Genomic DNA, 23,425 nt, shown 5'->3' with positions numbered 1-23,425 from the left:
AATCTAACATTTACGCTTGCCCCATAAAAAATCATTTATGCGTTTAAAATCAATAGATTATAAGAATTTCCAGGCTAAAAATTCATTTTTGCATATAAATCAATACGTTTTGCATACAATTATTATAGTTAGCGCTAATATTTTATTAGTAAATTGAACATTTCACGTGTATACCCTGTATTAATATTTAACAAAAGTTATACTTTTCATAATGTGATAAATAAGGAATTCTTAATTTATGTCAGCAATTTATATAGCCGGTATCGCTTTGTGTTCGGTACTTGCTCAATGGCTAGCGTGGGCCTTTAAAGTTCCCGCTATCTTGTTCTTATTGCTTACCGGTTTATTGCTAGGGCCGTTTAGTGGTGTATTAGATCCAGATGCATTACTTGGTGATTTATTATTTCCTGTTGTGTCATTGAGTGTGGCAGTTATCTTATTTGAAGGTGCGCTCACGTTACACTTTAGGGAATTAAAAGGTATTAGTAAGGTTGTACGTAACCTTTGCTCTATCGGTATGATCACAACATGCGTGGTCATAAGCTTAACGGCTTACTGGCTACTTGAGCTTAACTGGCGAGTTGCCGCAGTATTAGGCGCTGTGCTCGTTGTAACGGGCCCCACAGTGATTGCGCCTTTACTTAACTCTATGCGACCAACCCAAGATATTGATCGTATTTTGCGTTGGGAGGGCATTGTTATTGACCCAATTGGCGCTCTTTTTGCCGTACTTGTATTCGAAGCCGTTATGCTTGTAGGTCAAGGAGAGGTGCTGAGTCACACTATTGTTGCCCTTGTAAAAACAGTGGGGGTCGGACTTTCTATTGGGGTTGTAGCTGGGTGGATCACCACGCAGCTTATGCGTCGTGAATGGCTCCCCTTCGAATTACACAAATTTGGCATACTTGCATTAGTATTGATTAGTTTTTCAGTATCCAATCATTTAAGTCATGAGTCTGGGCTATTAGCCGTTACCGTTTTTGGTATTTGGCTTGCCAATCAAAACGACTTAGAAATAGATTCGGTATTAGAGTTTAAAGAAGACCTATCAATGATTTTAATATCATCACTGTTTATTTTACTGGCTGCACGCCTTCAGCTTTCTGACTTAATGATGTTAGACAGTGACGTATTTATATTCCTCGCAGTGGTGTTATTTATAGCGCGCCCATTATGTATTGCTATATCTACCTTTGGTACTGATTTACCAATGAAGTCGCGCTTGGTGCTATCTTGGATAGCCCCTAGAGGTATTGTTGCAGCCGCTGTTGGGTCGGTGTTTGCGCTAAGTATGATGGAAGCTGGCGTAGCCGATGCTGAAAAAATGGTGCCGTTAATATTTACCGTTATTATCATCACAGTGGTATTGCAAAGCTTAACTGCTATTCCGGTTGCTAAATTATTAGGCGTACGCCAACCATCTCCAAACACGATACTTATTATTGGTGCAAACCACGTATCACGTGCAATTGGTAAAGGCCTGCAAGAGCAAAGCATCCCTGTTCATCTATCAGACCCCGCATGGGAGAACTGTAAAATGGCCCGCATGGACGGCCTTGCTTGTTATTATGGTAATCCGCAGTCGGAGCATGCAGAGCGATACTTACCGCTAACAACTATTAGAACAGTATTGGCCCTTTCACCAAACCGCCACCACAATGCACTTGGAGTACAATATTTTTCTCATTTATTAAATGAAAAAAATGTATTTTCACTTCGCTCTTCTACCTCGCATGCAAAAGCAAACAAAGACAGTGCAACTTTTCTATCTAGACAAATTTTGTTTGGAGAAGATGGTTCATACGCTCGTTTAAGCAGTATTATTGCAAAAGGCGGAAAGGTAAGTGCAACGCGTATTTCAGAAGAATTTGATTGGGAAAAATACCAAGAGATGAACCCAGAGGCGATCCCATTGTTTATTTTAAAAGGTGATAAAGACAACGACGAAGATACGCCAGTTAAACTGCGTCCATTCACCAGTAATATGGAAAAACCACCGCAAGAGGGAGAGCGCATATTTGCACTTCAGCCACCAAAAATGTCGGTGCTAAAAGACCCTGCAAAAACAAAAGGTAAGGAAGAAAATTAAGCCCGATTAGTTGTTAAAAAAAGCCCTTATTAGGGCTTTTTTTATGAACGTAATACGCGTTCATTTACGGTTACTGTGGTAACCGAGCTCGTGCAACAACGCTATCGGGCATCTTTTTAGCAAGTAAACCCAGCGCACGCTCAATCTTTTTATGAGTTGCTCTATCTGCTACCGTGGCATTAAATAACCAGCGATACGCATCTTCAAAATCACGTGGGCTACCGTAACCTGAATTAAAAAGCTTAACTAGCCTCAGTTGCGCTTTTAAGTTACCTTGTGCTGAGGCCTCCCGTAAATAGGTAATAGCCATAGCTTTATCTTGTTGCACTAAGCGGCCAATGTCGTAATAACGTCCAAGTTGCTCTAGCGCAGCAGCTAGGCCTTGCTCAGCCGCTTTACGCATGTAGTACACACCTAACTCCACATTTCGCTCAACACACACGTTATAAGCCAGCATATCGCCATATAAAAATTGGTAAGATGGCAGTGCCATTTTATTGGCCCTTGCCTCTATATCTTGTACTAACTGGCAATCATCTGCCTTTACCCGCTGTAAATGTGTATTTTTGTTTATTAGTGCGATCAGCTCCGGCTCGGTATAAAGCGGTACCGCAATGGGTGATTCTTCAGCTAAGGCTTTACCACTTAAAGAAAAAAGTAACGGTGTGAGCAAGGCTGCAAGTAAAGTGCTATGAGTAAATAAACGCATGTTTACCACGTATAAAATAAAACTTATTAAATATTATACAAAGATCGTTCCAAGGTGAAATTTAGACATAAAAAAAGCTGCATACGCAGCTTTTTTTAATTAAATGGTGTTTATGCAAACGGGTTGCGCAGTACCATTGTTTCTATACGGTCTGGACCGGTAGAAATAATATCTACAGGTACGCCTGTGATTTCTTCAATACGCTTGATGTAATCAATCGCAGCTTTTGGCAAGTCTTCGATTTTAGTAACACCGACTGTATTCTCAGACCAACCTGGCATTTCTTCGTAAACTGGTGTTACTTTCTCATAACCTTCAGCAGCTAACGGCGTTACATTAGTAACAGTGCCATCTTCAAGCTGGTAACCAGTACAGATTTTAAGTGTTTCTAAACCGTCTAATACATCTAATTTAGTTAAACAAAAACCTGAAATGCTGTTGATTTGAACTGCACGGCGCATTGCCACTGCATCTAACCAACCAGTACGGCGTAAACGGCCTGTCGTTGCGCCAAACTCATGACCTTTATCACCTAAGTGCTTACCTACTGGGTCTTGTTTTTCAAGGCCATCGTAAAGCTCTGTAGGAAAAGGACCAGAACCAACACGTGTAGTGTACGCTTTAATAATACCCAGCACATAATCCAAGTTTAATGGACCAAAACCAGCACCAGTTGCAACACCACCAGCAGTGGTGTTTGAAGATGTTACATAAGGGTAAGTACCGTGATCGATATCAAGTAATGTACCTTGTGCACCTTCAAATAAAATATGCTCACCCGCTAAACGTGTTTGATCTAAAAGCTCAGTAACATCAACAACCATTGCTTTTAAGATGTCTGCAACAGCCATAGCATCGTCAAACGTTTTTTGGAAATCTACAGCATCTACTTTGTAGTAGTTAACTAAAGTAAAGTTATGATACTCAAGTACTTCTTTTAGTTTAGCTGCGAATAATTCTGGATTGAATAAGTCACCTACGCGTAAACCACGACGAGCTACTTTATCTTCATACGCAGGACCGATACCACGGCCAGTTGTGCCAATTGGCTTGTCGCCGCGAGCTGTTTCGCGAGCTACATCTAATGCAACATGGAAAGGCAAAATCAACGGACATGCTTCACTAATTAAAAGACGCTCACGTACAGGGACGCCACGCTCTTCTAACATGCCAATTTCTTTCATTAGCGCTTCTGGTGATAAAACCACACCATTACCAATCACACATTTAACATTGTCACGTAATACACCCGATGGAATAAGGTGTAGAACTGTCTTTTCACCGTTGATAACTAAAGTATGACCCGCATTGTGGCCACCTTGATATCGAACTACTAAAGATGCTTTATCTGTAAGGAGATCAACAACCTTACCCTTACCTTCGTCACCCCATTGGGTGCCTAATACAACAACGTTTTTACCCATTGTAAATTCACTTCGAGAAAATTAGGACGAGATTTTATCAGAAAACCCAAGTAAAGATCACCCCTGTTCAGCTTATTTTTTCTGCGCGTAAATTTAACTCAACTATACTTTTTGAAGAACCACATATATAACAGTAATTTAAAGTATTAATTTACATTTAACAAAAAGCCCCGCATAGGCGGGGCTTTATAACTTTTAAATGATTAAGGCATTGCTTATTGCGCTGCTGCCCCTTTCATATATTTAAAGAAGTCGCTATCTGGTGAAAGAACCATCACATCTTGCTTATCTTTAAAGGTCTTTTTGTATGCCTCTAAAGAGCGAACAAAACCAAAAAACTCAGGATCTTTGTTGTATGCTTTAGCGTAAATAGCGGCCGCTTCAGCATCACCTTGACCACGAACTGAACGTGCATTACGCTCCGCATCAGCAAGCATTACAGTTACTCGGCGGTCAACATTAGCGCGAATAGTTTCCGCTTTTTCCTGACCTTCAGAGCGGTGCTCCTTTGCAACAGCAGTACGCTCAGCGCGCATACGTTGGTAAATTGAGCTACTCACTTCTTGTGGTAAGTTAATTTGCTTAACACGAACATCAAGCACTTCAATACCAAGCTCACGGGCACTTTCAGAAGCTTGTACTAACGCTTCTTCCATCAGCTCGCTACGCTCACCCGACACAATCTCACGAATCGTACGAGTACCAAAGTTAGTACGAAGACCATTATTTACCTTTTGTTTTAGTAGTGTTTCGGCGTATTGCTTATCACCACGAGCACGTAAGTAAAATGCGCTAAAGTCGTTTACACGCCACTTAACAAACGAGTCTACAATTAAGTCTTTTTTCTCGCTTGTTACAAAGCGGTCTGGCGTACCATCTAGCGTTTGTATACGCGCATCGATACGGCGTACTTGGCTAAAAAATGGTACTTTTAGGTGTAGACCAGGGCTATATACAACCGCTTTATCTTCACCGTCTTTTTCCACTTTACTAAATAGCAACACAATCGCTTTTTGCCCTTCTGGTACTACAAATACTGCAGAGAAAGACATAACAATGGCAACTAACAATATAATCAAACTAAAGTTTTTCATTATGCTTATCTCCCGTTATTGTTAAAGCGGTCACTGTTAAAACGGTCATTGCCGCTGTTAACTGTACTATTGCGTGATGTGTTTACTTTATTACGTAAATCTTGGATGTCACTTGAACTTGGTAAAGCTACACGTGTTGCAGTGCCTTGTTTTTCCATAATCTTATCAAGCGGTAAGTACATCATGTTGTTCCCGCCTTTAACATCAACAATTACTTTAGAGCTACTTCCAAGCACTTCTTGCATAGCATCAATGTATAAGCGTTCACGCGTTACTTCTTTAGCGGCTTGATATTCAGGTAAAAGTTTTTCAAAACGAGCCACCTCACCTTGCGCTTCGAGTGTAATGCGTTCTTGATAACCTTCAGCCTCTTGCGTCATACGAGTTACTTGACCACGCGCGCGCGGTTCAATTTCACGCGCATAAGCTTCGGCTTCACGGATGAAACGCTCTTCATCTTCTTGTGCGGCAATAGCATCATCAAATGCATCTTTTACTTCAGTCGGCGGACGCGAATCTTTAAAGTTCACATCGGTCACAATTAAACCTAAGTTATACGGTTCGATGATTTTATTAAGCTCATCCCACGTATTTTGACGAACGACTTCACGGCCATTTGTCAGTACTTGATCCATTTTCGCATGGCCAACAACGTAACGTAGTGCACTATCTAGGGCTTCACCCAAACTATTATCAGCATTAGTTACACTAAACTTGTAAAGGTACGGGTCAATAACGCGGTATTGCACTTCAAACTCAACGCTTACTACGTTTTCATCTTCAGTGAGCATAAAGCCTGATGCAGATAATGAGCGTACAGCCTCAATATCTACCGGAATAACTGTTTCAATAAACGTCATTTTCCAACGTAAGCCTGGCTCAGCAATACGGTCATACTTACCAAATTGCAATACCACCCCACGCTCAGCTTCTTTTACAGTGTAAATACCGCTCAACGCCCACACGATAGCGGCGATAATGAGGATAAATGAAATACCGGCTCCGCCAAGTCCGCCGCCGCTATTATTGCCGGATTTTTTACCGCCAAATATGCCGCCAAACTTGTTGCTAAACTTACGGAACACCTCGTCTAAATCAGGTGGGCCTTGATCACGTCCGCCTTTATTATTCCACGGATCTTTGTCATTGCCATTATTACCCGGTTCATTCCAGGCCATAGCTATACTCCATTGTTATCTAAATAAATTAGGAAATTGTGTTAAATCTATCAAATCTACTGCGTTTCTCATACAAAAACCGACATTTATATGGCAATTTTTAATCGCGATTGATAAAACCTTCAATTTCAGGACCAAAATCTTTGATTAACCGGTTCCACTCAACCATAGGTAAACGCACGTCCAATAACCAATTACCTTGTTCATCAAAGCGCTCTTCATGGACTGCACTTAAGCTAAATAAAGACGCTCTTAATCGGCCATATTGAGGTGCGAGTAGTAGCGTTTCGCTAAACATTTTCTTAGCAAGCAAATCACTTATTGCTTCGCTTAGTAGTTCACACCCTTCACCGGTTCGTGCAGACAACCATACTCTTATAGGCTGCCCTTGGTCATCCCGATCAATTCTTGGGCTAACATCGTCAAGTGCATCGATTTTGTTATAAATTAATAGTTGCGGTACTTCATCAGCTTCAATTTCTTTTAAAACCGACTGTACTTCCTCTATATTTTCACTTCTACGCGGATCTGCTACATCAATTACGTGTAATTGCAGATCGGCTTCACGCGTTTCTGTTAATGTGGCTTTAAAGGCCGCAACTAAGTCATGCGGTAAATGGCGTATAAATCCCACTGTATCGGCTAAAATAACCGAACCAACATCACCAATATCTAATTTACGTAGTGTTGGGTCAAGCGTGGCAAAAAGCTGATCCGCTGCGTATACATCTGAGTCTGTTATACGGTTAAACAGGGTCGATTTACCTGCATTGGTATAGCCTACAAGCGACACAGTAGGAATTTCATTGCGCGTACGCGCACGTCTACCCTGCTCACGTTGTACAGCAACTTTGGCTAATCGGGCACGAATATTTTTAATGCGCGCGCGCAATAAACGTCTATCGGTTTCAAGCTGCGTTTCGCCAGGACCACGTAAACCTATCCCCCCTTTTTGGCGCTCAAGGTGGGTCCAGCCTCGAATTAATCGGGTAGACATATGCCTAAGCTGAGCAAGCTCTACTTGCAGCTTCCCTTCATGAGTACGGGCTCGTTGGGCAAAAATATCAAGGATCAGTGTTGTTCTATCAAGTACACGACACTGACAAACGCGCTCTAAATTACGTTCTTGAGACGGACTTAATTGATGGTTAAAGATGACAACATCTGCATTGTGGATTTTGACAATCTCAGCTATTTCTTCTGCCTTACCGGTACCGACGAATAGTTTCGGATGTGGTGCTTGACGGCTGCCTTGCACAACCGCCAAACTACTAACACCAGCAGAAGATACCAACAACTCTAATTCATGTAGATCTTCACGATCGCCATCTTTAGGTAAGTCGATATGAACTAAGACTGCCTGTTCGCCGGATTCATAGCGGTCAAACAAGCATTACGCTCCTAATTAAATATTTCCTGGTTCTTGCTCTTCAGTGTCATCGCTCCCTTGAACACCTTGGAAGTTGACTGCACGCGCAGGTACAACTGTTGATATTGCGTGTTTATACACCATTTGATTTACGGTGTTTTCAAGTAAAATAACAAATTGGTCAAATGACTGAATTTTACCTTGTAATTTTATGCCATTTACCAAAAAGATTGATACTGGAATGCGCTCACGACGTAGTGCATTCAAAAATGGGTCTTGTAACGATTGGCCTTTTGCCATGTTATTGTTCCTTCGTTCTAGGTGTTATTATAATTTAAGTAGCTGAACTTATTTAACTAAATAATTAGCAACTACTACTAGCTTAGCGAACTTACAACGCGTTGCAAGTTTTCTTCATTGTCTGTTGTTAACCACGTAACATCAGGCCAACTCCGTAACCACGTTAGCTGGCGCTTTGCCAATTGACGTGTTGCAGCAATGCCGCGAAAAACCATCTCATCATGGTCCACTTCACCCGCAAGGTAATCCCACATTTGTCTATAACCTACACAACGAATAGAAGGCATATTGGGGTGTAAATCCTTACGTAGATATAGGGTCGAAACTTCTTTTTCAAACCCCTGTTCTATCATTATTTTAAACCTTTTTTCAATTCGCTGATGTAATTCACTGCGATCATCAGGCGCAATCGCAAATTGATGAAAAGTATAAGGTAACGTTGGCTGCTTTTGCTTTTGCAATTCAGTCATTGTTTTACCACTAATACGATAAACTTCCAAAGCTCGGTTTATTCTTTGTGAATCATTTTCACTTATTTTGTCGGCCGCTTGCGGATCAACTTTAGCAAGCTCCTGATGTAAATGCGGCCAACCAAATTGCTTTGCTTGCGCTTCAAGCTCGGCTCTAACATCTGGGCAGGCTTCAGGCAGTGGCGATAAGCCATCGATTAAAGATTTAAAGTACATCATAGTACCACCCACCAATATAGGTACTTTACCTTGTTGATGGAATTCATCAATTTTTTTTATCGCATCACGTCTAAAGTCGGCCACCGAATACGTTTCACTCGGATCAAGCAAATCAATTAAGTGATGTGGCGCCCGAGCAAGTTCTTGTGCATCGGGCTTGGCCGTACCTATGTCCATACCTTTATATATTAACGCTGAATCAACGCTGATTATTTCTGTATTTAAGTGCTCACACAGTGAAATAGCCAACGCTGTTTTACCAGCAGCAGTTGGACCCATTAAAAATATGACCGGTAAATTGCTCAACACAGGTACCTTAATTTAATTGCGTTAAATAGTCTTCTAGACCTATTTTAACTGCTTTTTTTGTCAAACGTTCAATTGTTTGCGGATTATTTTGTAGGCTCGTTTGTAATTCAAAAAAAGCATTACTTTCATAAAAGCGCTCTGGCACACAACTAAGCTGCCACACAAGCCAAGCTTGCAGCTCATTAAGCTGTTTTTTACATGCCTCTAGTAAGCTTTCCACCGCAGCTGACACTTCAAGTAAATATAAACACGTGGGTAGCTTTTTAACCATCACAAACTGTTTTTCAATCACTAGCTCAAAGCCTAATAAAGTAAACCACGACTGCTGCTGAGCTATTAGTTCGCAGTCCGCTTTTTCAAGGTTAACTCTTACTGGTAATAATAAAGCCTTCCCTTCTAAATTACCCAGCTCTTTTATTTGCGCATGCCAGTAATCTACGAGTGCATATTTGTAGTGCGAACAAAATAATTGCTGCTGCTGAGTAAATACACATACCCCTTTATTTACATTTAATACCTGCACACTTTTAAATGTGTGTGTTGCGCTCTCATCAGTTATCAGCTGCGTGGATACACTATGATCAAAATGTGCTGCTTGCTGTTCACTTACCCCTTGATAAAATGCATTGACTTCATGATAACTTGAAGCACTTTGTTTAGGCTGAGAAGCCCTCCCTGCACCGCCTCCGCCTGAGCCCGTAAGATTAGAGGAAGGATGACTAGTAAAACCATTGCTTTGTGAATCTATTGGCTGCAACTGTGACTTAGGGTAATCATGCTGAACGCTGTCGTTACTAGATAAATAGCTTGATTGCTCAATAAACGCAGAGGGTTGGTAATCGTCTGTGGGCGCTTGATTGGTTGCAAACTCGCCTTGAAGTGGCACAACAACTTGCTTAATCGCCTGCAATATAAAATCGTGCACTAATCGGCCTTGATGAAAACGCACCTCATGCTTAGCGGGATGAACATTGACATCCACTTGCCTTGGGTCAATATCAATATAAATAACAAAACCAGGAAGCTCTTGCGCGCCACTGACTTCTTCAAACGCCTGACGAATAGCATGCAAAATGAGCTTATCGCGCATCATGCGATTATTTACATAGGTATATTGCGTGGTATTAGCTGACCCCACCGGCAATACCCAACCATGCAGCTGTAAACCACTTTCACCAGATTGAATATGTAATCCTTGCTCAGCAAAGGCCTTACCTGCAACTTGTGAAACGCGAGTAATTGCTTGGTTAGGATCTGTTTTAGCTCGGTACTGCCTAACTACCTTTTGATTGTGAGTAAGTGTAATCGATACATCAAAACGACTCAGCGCAATACGCTTTATAAGCTCATCAATGTGGCTAAATTCCGTTTTTTCGGTGCGTAAAAACTTGCGCCTTGCTGGGGTGTTAAAAAATAAATCTTTAACTTCTATTGTTGTACCATCTGGGTGAGCTACCGGCTTTACTTGCACATCCATATCGCGACCCTGTGCAAACGCTTGCCAAGCGGCTTCTTGTGTTTTGGGCTTTGAGCTAAGGGTTAATCGCGATACTGAACTAATCGATGCAAGCGCTTCGCCTCTAAAACCTAAAGAACAAATATTTTCTAAATCATCAAGTGATTTAAGTTTACTGGTTGCATGGCGCGAAAGCGCAAGGGTTAGCTCGTTTTTGCCAATACCTGAGCCATTGTCACGAATACGAATAAGCTTATGACCACCACGCTCTATATCAATTTGTACGCGTGTAGCCCCCGCATCTAGACTGTTCTCTACCAGCTCTTTAACCACCGACGCAGGGCGTTCAACCACTTCACCTGCGGCTATTTGGTTGGCTAATCGTGCAGGTAATATTTCAATACTCATGAGGCCCTTAATACTTGTATAGATTTAAAAAACATCAGCTTTGCGGTATATCCAGCTCTTGGCCTATAAATAAGGTGTTTGAGCGTAGTTTATTAGCTTGCTTTAACTTGGCCACCGATACGCCATAGCGGCTTGCCAGTAAACTGAGCGACTCACCTGGGCGCACCTTATGTTTAGTTGGGTATTGCGATTTGAGCTTGGCAAATAGCGAGTCATCTGGTGGGTTTTTTAAATAATAATTTTTGATAGAGGTAAACATCGCTTTCGCTAAGCGCTCTTGGTGATTCGCGCTTTTTAGCATACGCTCTTCTCGTGGGTTTGAAATAAAGCCTGTTTCGACCAAAATTGAAGGTATATCTGGCGACTTTAATACGGCAAGGCTAGCATGTTGCGGCTCTTTTTTATGTAATTTAGCGACCTTTTTTAGCTCTTTGACTACTTCTTCGGCCACATTAAGCCCTGTTTTCATTGAATGGTCCATCGACATATCAAGCAGGGCTTGCGCAAGGTATTTTTCGTTTGCAGCGTCTTTAATTACATCGGCTGCACCACCTAAAAGCTCCGAGTGTTTTTCTTTATCTTCTATCCATTTACCAATTTCAGAATTAGCGCGACCAAGCGATAGCACCCATACCGATGCCCCATTAGGGCCGGGGCTTGTAAACGCATCAGCATGAATAGACACTAAAAAATCGGCTTTTTTCTGACGAGCTCGATTAGTACGGGTATTAAGTTTTACAAAGTAATCACCGCTTCTTACCATACGCGAAATCATACCACGCTCAGCATCTATCATCCGCTCTAAACGCTTAGCTATTTGCAAAGTAATTGTTTTTTCGTATGTACCTGAGGGGCCAATAGAGCCGGGGTCTTCACCCCCATGGCCTGCATCAATGGCAATAACAATATCTCGCTCTTGGTTTAATTGTCGCTTTTTAGCTGCTTTTTGGGCAGGCGTCTTACTTACTGCAGGCTCGCTTTTATTATATAAGTCTACAACTAATCTATTTTTATACGGGCCAGTAGGGGCAAGTGCAAAAATAACAGGTTTAATTGGTGCCGTTAGCTCAAATACAAATCGCACACTTTGCTTATTTTTAGGCTTAGAGTAACGCAGCTTGTTTACAATTTTATGTTTTGAGGGAATTATTGGTAAGGCTTTAGGGCCCGCAGTGTTTGTAAGGTCAACCACTAAACGGCTTGGATTTTTTAGCATAAAATAGCTAAAGTCTGGCTTATCATCTAAGTCAAATACTACTCGCGTACTGTCTGGCGAGGGCCATACCCGAACACTATTTATGGTATTTTTCGCCCACAACGGCAGGCTTATAGCCAATACTATAAAACCAATAAAAAGTTTAACTGCACCTCGATTCATTGTAACTACCATTGCCTTAACTATTTATTATTATGAAAGCAGGTATATGACCTGCTATTAACCATTTAGTTTTTCGACAATTGCTATTCCGCGCTCACTCGCACTATTAATAACAATTTTGCGCTCATCACCGACGTAGCTCAGGGTGATGTCCAAGTCAGGAACAGGTATAAATTCGCCCCCCTTTTCTGGCCACTCAACGATACATATAGCTTGCTCAGAAAAATAATCCCTTATCCCCATGAACTCAAGCTCTTCAGGATCACCTAAACGGTATAAGTCAAAATGATATACATTAGCACGTGTAAGTTCATAGGGTTCTACTAGCGTATAAGTTGGGCTTTTTACCTTGCCAGTATGGCCAAAACCTTGAACTACTCCCCGCGTAAAAGTTGTTTTTCCTGCGCCTAAATCTCCGTGTAAATAAATAACAGCTCCTTGCTCAATAATAGCTGCAACTTTGTTACCCATAGCAACTGTGGCTATTTCATCATTTAGGTGGGCTTGGAAACTACGCGACATGATTACCTCAAAAATTTACTAAAAGCGCATCTTTGCTAATCATACCAGAATATTTCTTGAAGGCGATAAATTGACGTTTTAGGTATAAAAAAACCGGCCTAAGCCGGTTTTTACAAACGAGGATTTTATAATCCTAATTTTTTCTCAAGGTAGTGGATATTTGTACCACCGCTTTGGAAGTTTTCATCTGCAAGAATTTTCTTATGTAATGGCGTATTGGTTTTAATGCCATCAATAACCAATTCATTTAATGCATTACGCGCTCGAGCAATGGCCACATCACGGTTTTCACCGTAAGTAATAAGTTTACCAACCATAGAATCGTAGTGTGGAGGCACAGTATAATCAGCATAAATATGGCTATCCCAACGAATACCTAAACCACCAGCAGGATGGAAACGCGTAATTTTACCCGGCGACGGGACAAACGTTTCAGGGTCTTCAGCATTAATACGACACTCTATTGCATGACCACGGATAACAACATCATCTTGTGTAAAAGACAGCGGTTGTCCTGCAGCAATTTTTAACTGCTCTTTAATTAAGTCAACACCGCTTACCATTTCAGTTACAGGATGCTCAACTTGGATACGCGTGTTCATTTCGATGAAGTAAAACTCGCCGTTTTCGTATAAAAACTCAAACGTACCTGCACCACGGTAACCAATTTCGATACATGCACGTGTACAGCGTTCACCAATAAACTTACGTACTTCTGCCGTTATACCTGGTGCAGGCGCTTCTTCAACTACTTTTTGGTGACGACGCTGCATAGAACAGTCACGTTCACCTAAATGAACAGCATTACCCTGTCCGTCAGCAAGTACCTGAATTTCGATGTGGCGAGGATTTTCAAGGAACTTTTCCATGTAAACCATGCTGTTACCGAAGAATTGCTTTGCCTCTTGTTGAGTAAGTGCAATTGAATCAATTAACTCAGCTTCGCTACGTACAACACGCATGCCACGGCCACCACCGCCACCAGCTGCTTTAATAATTACCGGGTAACCAATACGCTTAGCAATTTGCATATTGCGTTCTTTGTCATCCGATACTGGGCCATCTGAACCTGGTACACAAGGTACACCAGCTTTGCGCATAGCATTGATTGCCGATACTTTATCGCCCATTAGACGAATAGTGTCGCCCTTAGGACCAATAAATACAAAGCCACTTTGCTCAACTTGGTCAGCAAAATCTGCATTTTCTGAAAGGAAACCATAGCCTGGGTGAATCGCTACCGCGTCTGTTACTTCAGCAGCCGCAATAATACGCGGAATATCTAAGTAACTTTCAGTTGCAGGAGGTTTACCGATACAAATGGTTTCATCTGCAAGTAATACGTGCTTAAGATCACGATCCGCCGTTGAATGCACAGCAACCGTTTTGATCCCAAGCTCTTTGCAGGCGCGCAATACGCGAAGTGCTATTTCACCTCGGTTTGCAATGACTACTTTATCTAACATAAGAGTTGGCCTTTAGATTGCTAAATTATTCAATGATGAATAGAGGTTGATCAAATTCTACTGGCTCGCCATTTTCAACTAAAATAGCTTTAACTGTGCCCGCTTTATCTGATTCAATTTGGTTCATCATTTTCATCGCTTCAACGATACATAGTGTATCGCCTACTTTAACTTGTGAGCCTACTTCTACATACGCAGGTGCTTCTGGAGAAGCCGCCGAGTAAAACGAGCCAACCATTGGTGATTTAACTTGGTGACCTGTAGGTGCAGCTGGTGCCGCATCAGCTTCAACGGCTGGCGCTGTTGGGGCTGCAGCCGCTGTTGGGGCCGGAGCTGCTGGAGCTGCAAACTGTTGAGGTGCGTATTGAGTGTAAGCAGGACCCGCACTCATGTTATTACGATTAATACGTACTGACTCTTCACCTTCAGTGATTTCTAGCTCAGCAATACCTGATTCTTCTACTAATTCGATTAGCTTTTTGATCTTGCGAATATCCATGAACGACCCGCCTATAAGTTTGTTAGTTTAAATTAATTCGAGTTTTGCAACCGGCTCACTGCAGCATTTAACGCTGCGTGGTAACCCATTGCACCTAATCCACATATCACACCTTGCGCCACATCAGAAAAATATGAATGATGACGAAATGCTTCACGTGCGTGCACGTTACTTAAGTGCACTTCAAAAAATGGAATATCGACACTCAACAATGCATCACGTAAAGCCACGCTAGTATGCGTAAATGCTGCAGGATTAATAATTATGTAATCAACTGCCTGCCAAGCATCGTGTATTCTTTCTATAAGTGCTTGCTCACTATTACTTTGAAAATGCGTAAGCTGAACATCGAGCTTCTGCGCAGCTGCCGTTAGTTCGCCCATAATTTCACCAAGAGTGTGCGAACCGTATTTCTCTGGCTCACGCTTTCCAAGCATGTTTAAATTTGGACCATTTACAACTAAAAGTTTAAATTTTGCAGCCATAATACGCGATATACCCTCTAAGTAATGAGTTAAGCCGTTGCGAGCTAATTTTGTACACTAAAGTAAGTATAAAAAACAAAAATTGCAACAAATTCTCACGTTAGCCAACTATTATAGTCAGTTCGATGTAAATAGCAGCAAAATACTGGTCTAATCTCTGGAGGTGTAATAAATATGCACTAATTGGAGGCAAGCCGCTTGATAAGCCCAAGCGGCTAAATTGCACTATTATTGTGCGCTGGCGCGCACTGCAGCTAGGTGGGTGGCGAAATCATCGGCGTTTAAAAATCCGGTGACGCGCTCTGAGCTTAGCTCCTGACCTTGTGTGTTAAAAAACAAAATACTCGGTAAACCAAACACGGTGTACTCTTCCATTAACTCAATAGTGGTGTCATCACTTTGGGTTAAATCAACCTGAATTAGCTGGAAGTGATTAAATTCGGCCTGTACTTTAGCATCAGGAAATGTGTAATGCTCAAACTCTTTACATGCCACACACCAGTCGGCGTATAAGTCGACCATCACCAGTTTACCTTGTTTATTTGCCTCAGCCACGGCACTTTTTAACTCAGTTAAATTTGCAACCCGCTTAAATTCATTACTTTGCTGAGCAACCTGTTGAACAGGTAAAGAGGGCCAAATAACGTTTTTAGCTACAGTAAACCCAGTAAGTGTAAGCAGTGTCGCACTAAACCAAAGCGCGGTTTTAAATTTGCTTTGTGGCTGTGCACTTTGCCAGTGGTGTAAATACAGTGCTGTTGCAAGCGCTAAAACACTCGCCATAAGCAAAATAATGTCGGCATCAACAATACGTTCTAGTAAAATAAGCGGCACAACAAGCATAATAAAACCAAATAAAGTTTTAACTTGTTCCATCCAACCACCCGCTTTAGGCAGTAATTTACCCCCCGATGTGCCAAGTAATAGAAGTGGTAAGCCCATTCCTAAGCTCAACACATACAAAGTTAACCCGCCAACAAGGTAGTCGCCACTTTGCGCTACAAATAATAATGCGGCTGATAACGGCGCAGTCGTACAAGGTGACGCTATTAGTCCTGATAGCACCCCCATTAAAAACACACCTAGGTAGTTGCCACCTTTTTGATTATTACTCACTTGCGTTAGTTTATTCATCATGCCGCTAGGTAACTTAATTTCGTACCAGCCAAACATCGACATTGCCAGTAACACAAACAATAAGCTAAAACTAATAAGTACATAAGGATGTTGTAAATAGCCTTGCACTTGCCCGCCTAAGGCCGCGACGATTAATCCTAATGCAGCATAAGTAAGTGCCATACCCTGTATATATACAAACGACAACGCAAACGCTTTTTTAGTCGATAAATTTTGCTGCCCTGCAATTAGGCTCGATAAAATAGGAAACATAGGGAACACACACGGTGTAAACGCAAGCCCCACCCCAACCGCAAAAAATATGAGTAAATTAGTTACTAAACTTTGACTTGCTAATCGCTCTGTAAAACTTAAATCTTGAGTGGGTGTATTACTTTGGCTACGCGTTGTATCAACAGAGGGAGTTAATGCGTTGAGTGTATCAGCAGCATTAGCAGATGAGTTATTACCTTGCGCTTGCTCTGAGGCAATAACGCTTAATGGAATACTAATAACCTCTGGCGGATAACACAGCCCTGCTTTGGCACAGCCTTGATAGCGCACCTTTACAACAGCACCCTCGGTAACATTACTGAGCTTGCTTATAACACTTACACTATTAAAAAAAACTTCAGTTTTGCCAAAAAATTCATCTTCTATAATTTCGCCTGTACCGGCATCGCCTACCTTTATGTTGGCACCTTTAGCAATGACTTCTATCTTCTTTTTATAAAGGTAATAGTCAGGGGCTATATCCCACCCTATAAATAAAGTGCTGCCTTGCTGATCAAAATCAAATACAAACGCTTGGTCTACGGGTAGAAAGGTTTGCTGTGGCGGGGCAAGTAAATCACCTAGCACATTATTGGTGTTTGCTTTAACCGGAAGCGCTAGCAAACCAACCAATAACAAAAAGAAAAACCGCATTAATTTAATACCTCATCCATCCAATGAAAATAAGCCAGATTCCCCGTAGCCACATCAACCACCTGAATCTCGGGCACGTCATAACTATGCAGGCTCTTAATGGTTTCAAAAACCTCATTCATTTTTTCTGATTTAGTTTTGATCAGTAGCTTTACTTCTACTTCTTCGGCAATATCGCCTTCCCACATATAAATTGAGGTCATATTTGGTAAAACATTTACACACGCCGCTAATTTTTGTGAAACAAGTGCCTTTGCCAAAGTGCGTGCTTCAGCCTCATTTTTGCATGTGGTAAATATCATTTTAAATTGCGTAGTCATAATTAACCTTTACTAATTTATAGGGTACTAATGCAATAGTATCTGATAGCTAGTGTAATGTGTAGGCGATGAATAACTGTAGATATTAAGCAATTTTTAATCACTTTGAGCCCAACCTTGAAAATAGACCCCTTCACCCTCACTTATATTTCATCCACTCATTCGAGTGCCATTATTTAGAGAGCCCTATGTTTAGATTTTTATTTGTGTTGTTTATTATCATCCCCATCATCGAAATAGCCTTACTTATACAAGTTAGCGATGTAATTGGTGGGTTTGCCACTATTGCTTTAGTCATAGTAACGGCTATTTTGGGCGCCAGAATGGTTAAACAGCAAGGTATGGGAGCATTTCAAAACGCACAAAGCCAAATGGCTCAAGGCCAAATGCCAGCGAAAGAATTGTTTACCGGAATCTGTGTGATTATAGCCGGTGTTTTATTACTTACCCCAGGCATTATGACCGATGTATTTGGTTTGCTTTTACTCACCCCTTCAATTCGAAATAAATTAGCAGCAGGGCTTGCCAGCCAAGCGACCGTGCGCATGAGCACTGGCATGCATCAAGGCTCTTCAGCCTTTACACAACACCCACACTCGCAGCAAGAACAACAACATGTAAATAAGCCAACGACTATCGATGGCGAATATGAGAGAAAAGATTAAAAATTTATCGATTTTTCTCTTGGAATTTTACACTCTACCCCCATTAATGAATGCAAATTAGAAAAGCTTTTTTCTGTACTGTTCAGAAACTGTTAGGAGAACTAAAAAAATGAACATTCGTCCTTTACAAGATCGCGTAATCGTTAAGCGTCTAGAAGAAGAAACCAAGTCTGCTGGCGGTATTGTATTAACTGGCTCTGCAGCTGAAAAATCAACGCGCGGAGAAGTTATTGCTGTTGGCAATGGTCGCGTTCTAGATAACGGTGACGTTAGAGCTTTAGAAGTAAAAGTCGGTGACACTGTGTTATTTGGCTCATATGTTGAAAAAACTGAAAAGATCGAAGGTCAAGAGTACCTGATCATGCGTGAAGACAACATTTTAGGCATTGTAGGCTAACCCTACTTTTCGTTTAACAAACATTTAAGAATTTAGAGGAATTAAAGATGGCAGCAAAAGAAGTACTTTTTGCAGGTGATGCACGCGCTAAAATGCTAACAGGCGTAAATATCCTAGCAAACGCAGTAAAAGTTACATTAGGTCCTAAAGGCCGTAACGTAGTACTAGATAAATCATTTGGCTCTCCAGTAATCACTAAAGATGGTGTATCTGTAGCGAAAGAAATCGAACTTGAAGACAAGTTTGAAAACATGGGTGCACAAATGGTGAAAGAAGTTGCATCTAAAGCAAATGATGCAGCCGGTGACGGTACGACTACCGCAACTGTACTTGCACAATCTATTGTAAACGAAGGTCTTAAAGCAGTAGCTGCGGGCATGAACCCAATGGATCTTAAGCGTGGTATTGATAAAGCAATTACCGCTGCAGTAGAAGAACTTAAAACGCTATCTGTACCATGTGCTGATACTAAAGCAATTGCACAAGTAGGTACTATTTCAGCTAACTCTGACAAAGAAATTGGCGACATCATTGCACAAGCAATGGAAAAAGTGGGTCGTAACACAGGTGTTATTACTGTAGAAGAAGGTCAATCACTAGAGAACGAGCTAGATGTTGTAGAAGGCATGCAGTTTGACCGTGGTTACCTATCTCCGTACTTTATCAATAACGCTGAAAAAGGCGCTGTTGAGCTAGACAACCCGTTCATTCTACTTGTAGACAAAAAAGTATCTAACATTCGTGAGCTACTACCTACATTAGAAGCTGTTGCTAAAGCAAGCAAGCCACTATTAATCATTGCTGAAGACCTAGAAGGCGAAGCACTTGCTACTTTAGTAGTTAACAATATGCGCGGTATTGTTAAAGTATCTGCGGTTAAAGCACCTGGCTTTGGCGACCGTCGTAAAGCAATGCTACAAGATATTGCCGTGTTAACTGGCGGTACTGTTATCTCTGAAGAAATCGGCTTAGAGCTTGAAAAAGCAACTATCGAAGACCTAGGTACTGCTAAGCGTGTAGTTATCACTAAAGATGACACAACGATCATTGACGGTGCAGGCGAAGAAGAAGGCATTAACGGCCGTGTTGCTCAAATTAAAGCACAGATTGAAGAAGCGACATCTGACTACGATAAAGAAAAACTACAAGAGCGTATGGCTAAACTTGCCGGCGGTGTTGCAGTAATTAAAGTAGGCGCAGCAACTGAAATTGAAATGAAAGAGAAGAAAGACCGTGTTGAAGATGCACTACATGCAACTCGCGCTGCGGTTGAAGAAGGCGTAGTACCTGGTGGTGGTGTTGCTCTAGTACGTGCTGCTAGCAAACTAGTAGAGCTACTTGGTGACAACGAAGACCAAAATCACGGTATTAAAGTTGCACTTCGTGCAATGGAAGCACCACTTCGTCAAATCGTAACAAATGCAGGCGACGAAGCGTCAGTAGTAATAAACGCTGTTAAAGGTGGCGAAGGTAACTACGGTTACAACGCAGCCTCAGGCGAATACAACGACATGCTTGAAATGGGTATCCTAGATCCAACTAAAGTAACGCGCTCTGCACTTCAATTTGCAGGTTCGATTGCGGGTCTAATGATCACGACCGAAGCAATGGTTGCTGAGATCCCTAAAGAAGAAGCTGCTGCAGCACCTGATATGGGTGGCATGGGCGGAATGGGTGGTATGGGCGGCATGATGTAATTATCATCCTCTAAGCACCTTGCTTATATAAAACCCAGCTTCGGCTGGGTTTTTGCTTTTTAGTAGAAGCCTATTGTTATTGCTTAATTTATCTCCACATCTATACCATGAGTTATTGGATTAAAGGTAAAAGGATTTGCTTAATAATAATGAAATAATCATCTTCTTTATGTTGGTATCACTTATAACAGGGTTAGTGGTATTTATTGCTTGGATTATGCTTAAGCTCGTTATATGGGGTAAGAGCATGTCTAAAGGAGCGTATTTATTTTTAGCATTTTTTCCACTAATTTCACTTATGCCTATTCCACCCCCTACTTATGAGAATGTTCAAAAGGCCAAGCAAGAGCAGCGTAAACGTAAAGAAGACTCAGGTGACGACCCTACGAATGAAGATGAGTAAGCCAGTTTAGCTACGTAAATTAAAACACTTTTTAAGGACGCTTTAAGCATGCTATAGGGTTTAAAATAGAGTGAATCCTTTTACTGCTAGCGATAGATGCCAAGCCAATGTATAACGTATATCTTCTCTTAAAATAAGCTTTAATAAACATTTACCTATACTATTCAACCCTGTATTGATATGTGAAAATACACAAACATAAAACAGCTCTAGGTTTTTAAGTTATGCCAAAGCAGCATATAGGTAGTATTGCTCTTGTTATAAAAGACTATGACGAAGCAATCGCATTTTATACAAAAAAATTAAGCTTTGAATTAGTGGAAGATACGGATTTAGGTGATGGAAAACGCTGGGTGTTAATAACCCCACCCAACTCAAACGGCACACACATATTACTTGCAAAAGCCACAGAGCCTGAGCAGTTTAACGCTGTTGGCAATCAAGCAGGTGGCCGTGTATGGCTATTTTTAAACACTGACAACTTTTGGCGCGACTACGAAAGTATGCTAGAAAATGGCGTAGTATTTCATGAGCAGCCTCGTAATGAGCCTTACGGTACGGTGGCCGTGTTTGAGGATCTTTATGGTAACAAATGGGATCTTATTCAACAGAGCTAAATACTTAATTGATTAACGACCTGACTATTTGAAATAAATCCGAGGGTAGCATGCCGCGCTGCCCTTTCTCTTCAGCCGCAACTTCACCAGCTCGAGCATGAAGCGTTACCCCGTATCGTGCTGCTTCGTCGATACTAAGCCCTTGAGCAAGCAATGCACCAATAATACCTGTAAGTACGTCACCACTCCCTCCCACGGCAAGTGCTGCGTTGCCATTTGCACACACCCAAGTGTTTTTACCGTTATCAATTAAAGACCCAGCGCCTTTTAATATACAAGTAGCATTATAACGTTTTGCGCATAATCGCACGCTATCAAACCTATTTGACTCTATTTCAGAGGTATTTTTGCTAATGAGCCGAGCCGCCTCACCAGGGTGCGGAGTAAGAACACTTTGAGCCAACGTATAAGCACTTGCATTTTCAGCTAATAAATTAAGTGCATCAGCATCAAGTACAAGTGGCGTATTGTGCTCTTGGCAATAGTGCATTACAGTGCAAAACGTTTTTTTAGCCCATTCATCCTGCCCAAGTCCAGGCCCAAGTACAACACAACTTGCCCACTCTAAAGCCTGTTCAAGGTTTTCACTCGTGACCATTAATTCTGCCCTACCTATGCTTATTGGCATAATAGAGCTTTGGTGTGTATAAACCTTCACCATCCCCGCACCTGCTCGAAGCGCAGCTTCACTACTGAGCCTAATTGCTCCCGCAGTACCTTGGTTACCTCCTACGCATAATAACTTGCCATGATTGCCCTTATGGCTATTTAAAGCCCGAGAGCCCAAGCGATTAAAACTGTCTATATTTATCAAGTGAGCACAAGGGGAAGCGAGTTGACTGAAAGTATCTTCAATTGCTAATTCATCGAGAATCAACTCACCGGCATGCTGTTTACCCGTCCCTGTACAAAGGCCTTGTTTAATCCCAATATAAGTAAGTGTTTTTGTTGCCTGAATAGCTACGCCCAATACTTCACCTGTATTTGCGTCAATCCCTGAAGGAACATCGATACTCAAAACAGGCTTTTCGCTTTGGTTAATGGCTGTAATAATCACATCATAATTTTCGCGAACAGGTGAATTTAGCCCAGTACCTAGTAACCCATCAATCACACAGTCACAGCAATCTAAGTCACTCTTTGCAAACTCGTTAACTATGCCACCATTATCAAGCCATAACTGCCTCGCTTTAGCAGCGTCACCACTGAGTGTTTTATTAGGGTCTATAGCGCAAACTTTAACCTCTGCACCCGAATCCTTAATTAAGCGCGCTGCTATGTAAGCATCACCCGCATTATTGCCATTACCTGCAATAATTAAAGTGAGCTTAGCGTTAAAAGACTGCCACTGCTTGTATACGGACTCCCCCGCTCGCTGCATTAAGGTAAATAAATCTATTCCACATTGCTTAGCCGCCTCTCCCTCATAGGAGCGAACCTGCTCTTTCGTGTAGATATGCCTTTGTTTATTTAACATAGAAACTCGCCATAAATAAGTGTGTAGATCCTCTATAATTATAGCTTGGGATAAAAGAGCACTTTTCAATAGTGGATTTAGCGTGCTAAACAGCATTGAAACTAAAATTGAAGGCTTTACTACAAATAACCTGCCTACTGTAGTGGGCTTTAATCACGGGTTTCGTGATACCCAACCCACGCTACAAAGACAGGTAAGTAATGTGCAAGGCAGGTATTTTACTTTTCTAGAGACGTAAAAAAACCGACTATTACTAGTCAGGCTTTCTCGTATTTGGAGTCGGTGCGCTAAGCAGTAGAATATCGTGGTGCCGACAACGATGAAGAGCCACAGTGAAATGTTGCACTATCATCCGCCAATGCATTTAATAACCAACACACTGTTCACAAAGAGGCGCTGCGCTTAAGAGACACTCCGCTTTAGAGAAGAAG

Annotated in this window: 22 protein-coding genes; 6 read left to right on the top strand and 16 right to left on the bottom strand. The window is 41.6% G+C overall.

Going from position 1 to position 23,425, the window contains the following annotated elements; genetic code table 11:
- Window positions 1-238: 238 nt before the first annotated feature.
- Window positions 239-2,089 (top strand): sodium:proton antiporter, encoded by a 1,851-nt coding sequence (locus tag AABI99_RS10085; protein WP_338365604.1) that lies wholly within the window; start codon window positions 239-241, stop codon window positions 2,087-2,089.
- 70 nt (window positions 2,090-2,159) lie between these two features.
- On the opposite strand, the gene AABI99_RS10080 is transcribed toward AABI99_RS10085, so the two are convergent.
- From AABI99_RS10080 to cutA, 15 genes are all read right to left on the bottom strand, one after another.
- Window positions 2,160-2,798, bottom strand: a complete 639-nt coding sequence (locus tag AABI99_RS10080) for a tetratricopeptide repeat protein (protein ID WP_338365602.1) — start codon at window positions 2,796-2,798, stop codon at window positions 2,160-2,162.
- A 110-nt stretch (window positions 2,799-2,908) separates the two neighbouring features.
- Window positions 2,909-4,222, bottom strand: a complete 1,314-nt coding sequence (locus tag AABI99_RS10075) for an adenylosuccinate synthase (protein WP_338365601.1) — start codon at window positions 4,220-4,222, stop codon at window positions 2,909-2,911.
- Window positions 4,223-4,437: 215 nt separating this feature from the next.
- Window positions 4,438-5,316: a protease modulator HflC gene (gene hflC / locus AABI99_RS10070; RefSeq protein WP_338365600.1), complete on the bottom strand. Its 879-nt coding sequence runs from the start codon at window positions 5,314-5,316 to the stop codon at window positions 4,438-4,440.
- 5 nt (window positions 5,317-5,321) lie between these two features.
- Window positions 5,322-6,494: an FtsH protease activity modulator HflK gene (hflK, locus tag AABI99_RS10065; RefSeq protein WP_338365599.1), complete on the bottom strand. Its 1,173-nt coding sequence runs from the start codon at window positions 6,492-6,494 to the stop codon at window positions 5,322-5,324.
- Window positions 6,495-6,594: 100 nt separating this feature from the next.
- Complete coding sequence (gene hflX, locus AABI99_RS10060) at window positions 6,595-7,884, bottom strand: ribosome rescue GTPase HflX (RefSeq protein WP_338365598.1); 1,290 nt, start codon at window positions 7,882-7,884, stop codon at window positions 6,595-6,597.
- Window positions 7,885-7,899: 15 nt separating this feature from the next.
- A complete protein-coding gene (gene hfq, locus AABI99_RS10055) occupies window positions 7,900-8,163 on the bottom strand; it encodes an RNA chaperone Hfq (RefSeq protein ID WP_004587665.1) in 264 nt (87 codons plus the stop codon).
- Between the two features lie 77 nt (window positions 8,164-8,240).
- The gene (miaA, locus tag AABI99_RS10050; protein ID WP_338365610.1) at window positions 8,241-9,158 is read right to left on the bottom strand and encodes a tRNA (adenosine(37)-N6)-dimethylallyltransferase MiaA; all 918 of its coding nucleotides are present in this window, start codon (window positions 9,156-9,158) and stop codon (window positions 8,241-8,243) included.
- 10 nt (window positions 9,159-9,168) lie between these two features.
- Window positions 9,169-11,025 (bottom strand): DNA mismatch repair endonuclease MutL, encoded by a 1,857-nt coding sequence (gene mutL, locus AABI99_RS10045; protein WP_338365597.1) that lies wholly within the window; start codon window positions 11,023-11,025, stop codon window positions 9,169-9,171.
- A 34-nt stretch (window positions 11,026-11,059) separates the two neighbouring features.
- Complete coding sequence (locus tag AABI99_RS10040) at window positions 11,060-12,403, bottom strand: N-acetylmuramoyl-L-alanine amidase (RefSeq protein ID WP_338365596.1); 1,344 nt, start codon at window positions 12,401-12,403, stop codon at window positions 11,060-11,062.
- A gap of 57 nt (window positions 12,404-12,460) precedes the next feature.
- Window positions 12,461-12,925, bottom strand: coding sequence for a tRNA (adenosine(37)-N6)-threonylcarbamoyltransferase complex ATPase subunit type 1 TsaE (gene tsaE / locus AABI99_RS10035; RefSeq protein WP_338365595.1), 465 nt, complete (start codon window positions 12,923-12,925; stop codon window positions 12,461-12,463).
- A gap of 125 nt (window positions 12,926-13,050) precedes the next feature.
- The gene (gene accC / locus AABI99_RS10030) at window positions 13,051-14,391 is read right to left on the bottom strand and encodes an acetyl-CoA carboxylase biotin carboxylase subunit (RefSeq protein ID WP_338365593.1); all 1,341 of its coding nucleotides are present in this window, start codon (window positions 14,389-14,391) and stop codon (window positions 13,051-13,053) included.
- 25 nt (window positions 14,392-14,416) lie between these two features.
- A complete protein-coding gene (gene accB, locus AABI99_RS10025) occupies window positions 14,417-14,890 on the bottom strand; it encodes an acetyl-CoA carboxylase biotin carboxyl carrier protein (protein ID WP_338365592.1) in 474 nt (157 codons plus the stop codon).
- 32 nt (window positions 14,891-14,922) lie between these two features.
- The gene (aroQ, locus tag AABI99_RS10020; RefSeq protein ID WP_338365591.1) at window positions 14,923-15,375 is read right to left on the bottom strand and encodes a type II 3-dehydroquinate dehydratase; all 453 of its coding nucleotides are present in this window, start codon (window positions 15,373-15,375) and stop codon (window positions 14,923-14,925) included.
- A gap of 228 nt (window positions 15,376-15,603) precedes the next feature.
- Window positions 15,604-17,418 carry a protein-disulfide reductase DsbD gene (locus AABI99_RS10015; RefSeq protein ID WP_338365590.1) on the bottom strand — a complete coding sequence of 605 codons (1,815 nt, stop codon included), beginning with the start codon at window positions 17,416-17,418 and terminating at the stop codon, window positions 15,604-15,606.
- Window positions 17,418-17,738 carry a divalent-cation tolerance protein CutA gene (cutA, locus tag AABI99_RS10010; protein ID WP_338365589.1) on the bottom strand — a complete coding sequence of 107 codons (321 nt, stop codon included), beginning with the start codon at window positions 17,736-17,738 and terminating at the stop codon, window positions 17,418-17,420. Before cutA ends, AABI99_RS10015 begins: the two co-directional genes overlap by 1 nt.
- A gap of 188 nt (window positions 17,739-17,926) precedes the next feature.
- On the opposite strand from cutA, the gene AABI99_RS10005 reads away from it, so the two are divergent.
- From AABI99_RS10005 to AABI99_RS09985, 5 genes are all read left to right on the top strand, one after another.
- Window positions 17,927-18,403 (top strand): FxsA family protein, encoded by a 477-nt coding sequence (locus AABI99_RS10005; RefSeq protein ID WP_338365588.1) that lies wholly within the window; start codon window positions 17,927-17,929, stop codon window positions 18,401-18,403.
- A 109-nt stretch (window positions 18,404-18,512) separates the two neighbouring features.
- Window positions 18,513-18,800, top strand: a complete 288-nt coding sequence (locus AABI99_RS10000; protein ID WP_338365587.1) for a co-chaperone GroES — start codon at window positions 18,513-18,515, stop codon at window positions 18,798-18,800.
- Window positions 18,801-18,847: 47 nt separating this feature from the next.
- Window positions 18,848-20,497, top strand: a complete 1,650-nt coding sequence (groL, locus tag AABI99_RS09995; RefSeq protein WP_338365585.1) for a chaperonin GroEL — start codon at window positions 18,848-18,850, stop codon at window positions 20,495-20,497.
- 136 nt (window positions 20,498-20,633) lie between these two features.
- Window positions 20,634-20,900 (top strand): hypothetical protein, encoded by a 267-nt coding sequence (locus AABI99_RS09990; protein WP_338365584.1) that lies wholly within the window; start codon window positions 20,634-20,636, stop codon window positions 20,898-20,900.
- Between the two features lie 224 nt (window positions 20,901-21,124).
- Window positions 21,125-21,517 carry a VOC family protein gene (locus tag AABI99_RS09985; protein WP_338365583.1) on the top strand — a complete coding sequence of 131 codons (393 nt, stop codon included), beginning with the start codon at window positions 21,125-21,127 and terminating at the stop codon, window positions 21,515-21,517.
- A gap of 4 nt (window positions 21,518-21,521) precedes the next feature.
- Here AABI99_RS09985 and AABI99_RS09980 read toward each other — a convergent pair whose 3' ends face one another.
- Window positions 21,522-22,994 carry an NAD(P)H-hydrate dehydratase gene (locus AABI99_RS09980; RefSeq protein ID WP_338365582.1) on the bottom strand — a complete coding sequence of 491 codons (1,473 nt, stop codon included), beginning with the start codon at window positions 22,992-22,994 and terminating at the stop codon, window positions 21,522-21,524.
- Between the last annotated feature and the right edge of the window lie 431 nt (window positions 22,995-23,425).

The sequence above is a fragment of the uncultured Pseudoalteromonas sp. genome (assembly GCF_963922945.1).
Classification (GTDB): domain Bacteria; phylum Pseudomonadota; class Gammaproteobacteria; order Enterobacterales; family Alteromonadaceae; genus Pseudoalteromonas.
This window is presented reverse-complemented; position numbering and strand designations above follow the sequence as displayed.

Coding starts and splice junctions, on each gene's coding strand:
- aroQ (WP_338365591.1), bottom strand. CDS start 15,375: ATGGCTGCAAAATTTAAACTTTTAGTTGTAAATGGTCCAAATTTAAAC.
- hfq (WP_004587665.1), bottom strand. CDS start 8,163: ATGGCAAAAGGCCAATCGTTACAAGACCCATTTTTGAATGCACTACGT.
- AABI99_RS10005 (WP_338365588.1), top strand. CDS start 17,927: ATGTTTAGATTTTTATTTGTGTTGTTTATTATCATCCCCATCATCGAA.
- accB (WP_338365592.1), bottom strand. CDS start 14,890: ATGGATATTCGCAAGATCAAAAAGCTAATCGAATTAGTAGAAGAATCA.
- hflK (WP_338365599.1), bottom strand. CDS start 6,494: ATGGCCTGGAATGAACCGGGTAATAATGGCAATGACAAAGATCCGTGG.
- AABI99_RS10080 (WP_338365602.1), bottom strand. CDS start 2,798: ATGCGTTTATTTACTCATAGCACTTTACTTGCAGCCTTGCTCACACCG.
- AABI99_RS10040 (WP_338365596.1), bottom strand. CDS start 12,403: ATGAATCGAGGTGCAGTTAAACTTTTTATTGGTTTTATAGTATTGGCT.
- AABI99_RS10015 (WP_338365590.1), bottom strand. CDS start 17,418: ATGCGGTTTTTCTTTTTGTTATTGGTTGGTTTGCTAGCGCTTCCGGTT.
- groL (WP_338365585.1), top strand. CDS start 18,848: ATGGCAGCAAAAGAAGTACTTTTTGCAGGTGATGCACGCGCTAAAATG.
- AABI99_RS09985 (WP_338365583.1), top strand. CDS start 21,125: ATGCCAAAGCAGCATATAGGTAGTATTGCTCTTGTTATAAAAGACTAT.
- cutA (WP_338365589.1), bottom strand. CDS start 17,738: ATGACTACGCAATTTAAAATGATATTTACCACATGCAAAAATGAGGCT.
- AABI99_RS10085 (WP_338365604.1), top strand. CDS start 239: ATGTCAGCAATTTATATAGCCGGTATCGCTTTGTGTTCGGTACTTGCT.
- accC (WP_338365593.1), bottom strand. CDS start 14,391: ATGTTAGATAAAGTAGTCATTGCAAACCGAGGTGAAATAGCACTTCGC.
- AABI99_RS09980 (WP_338365582.1), bottom strand. CDS start 22,994: ATGTTAAATAAACAAAGGCATATCTACACGAAAGAGCAGGTTCGCTCC.
- tsaE (WP_338365595.1), bottom strand. CDS start 12,925: ATGTCGCGTAGTTTCCAAGCCCACCTAAATGATGAAATAGCCACAGTT.
- mutL (WP_338365597.1), bottom strand. CDS start 11,025: ATGAGTATTGAAATATTACCTGCACGATTAGCCAACCAAATAGCCGCA.
- AABI99_RS10000 (WP_338365587.1), top strand. CDS start 18,513: ATGAACATTCGTCCTTTACAAGATCGCGTAATCGTTAAGCGTCTAGAA.
- hflC (WP_338365600.1), bottom strand. CDS start 5,316: ATGAAAAACTTTAGTTTGATTATATTGTTAGTTGCCATTGTTATGTCT.
- AABI99_RS10075 (WP_338365601.1), bottom strand. CDS start 4,222: ATGGGTAAAAACGTTGTTGTATTAGGCACCCAATGGGGTGACGAAGGT.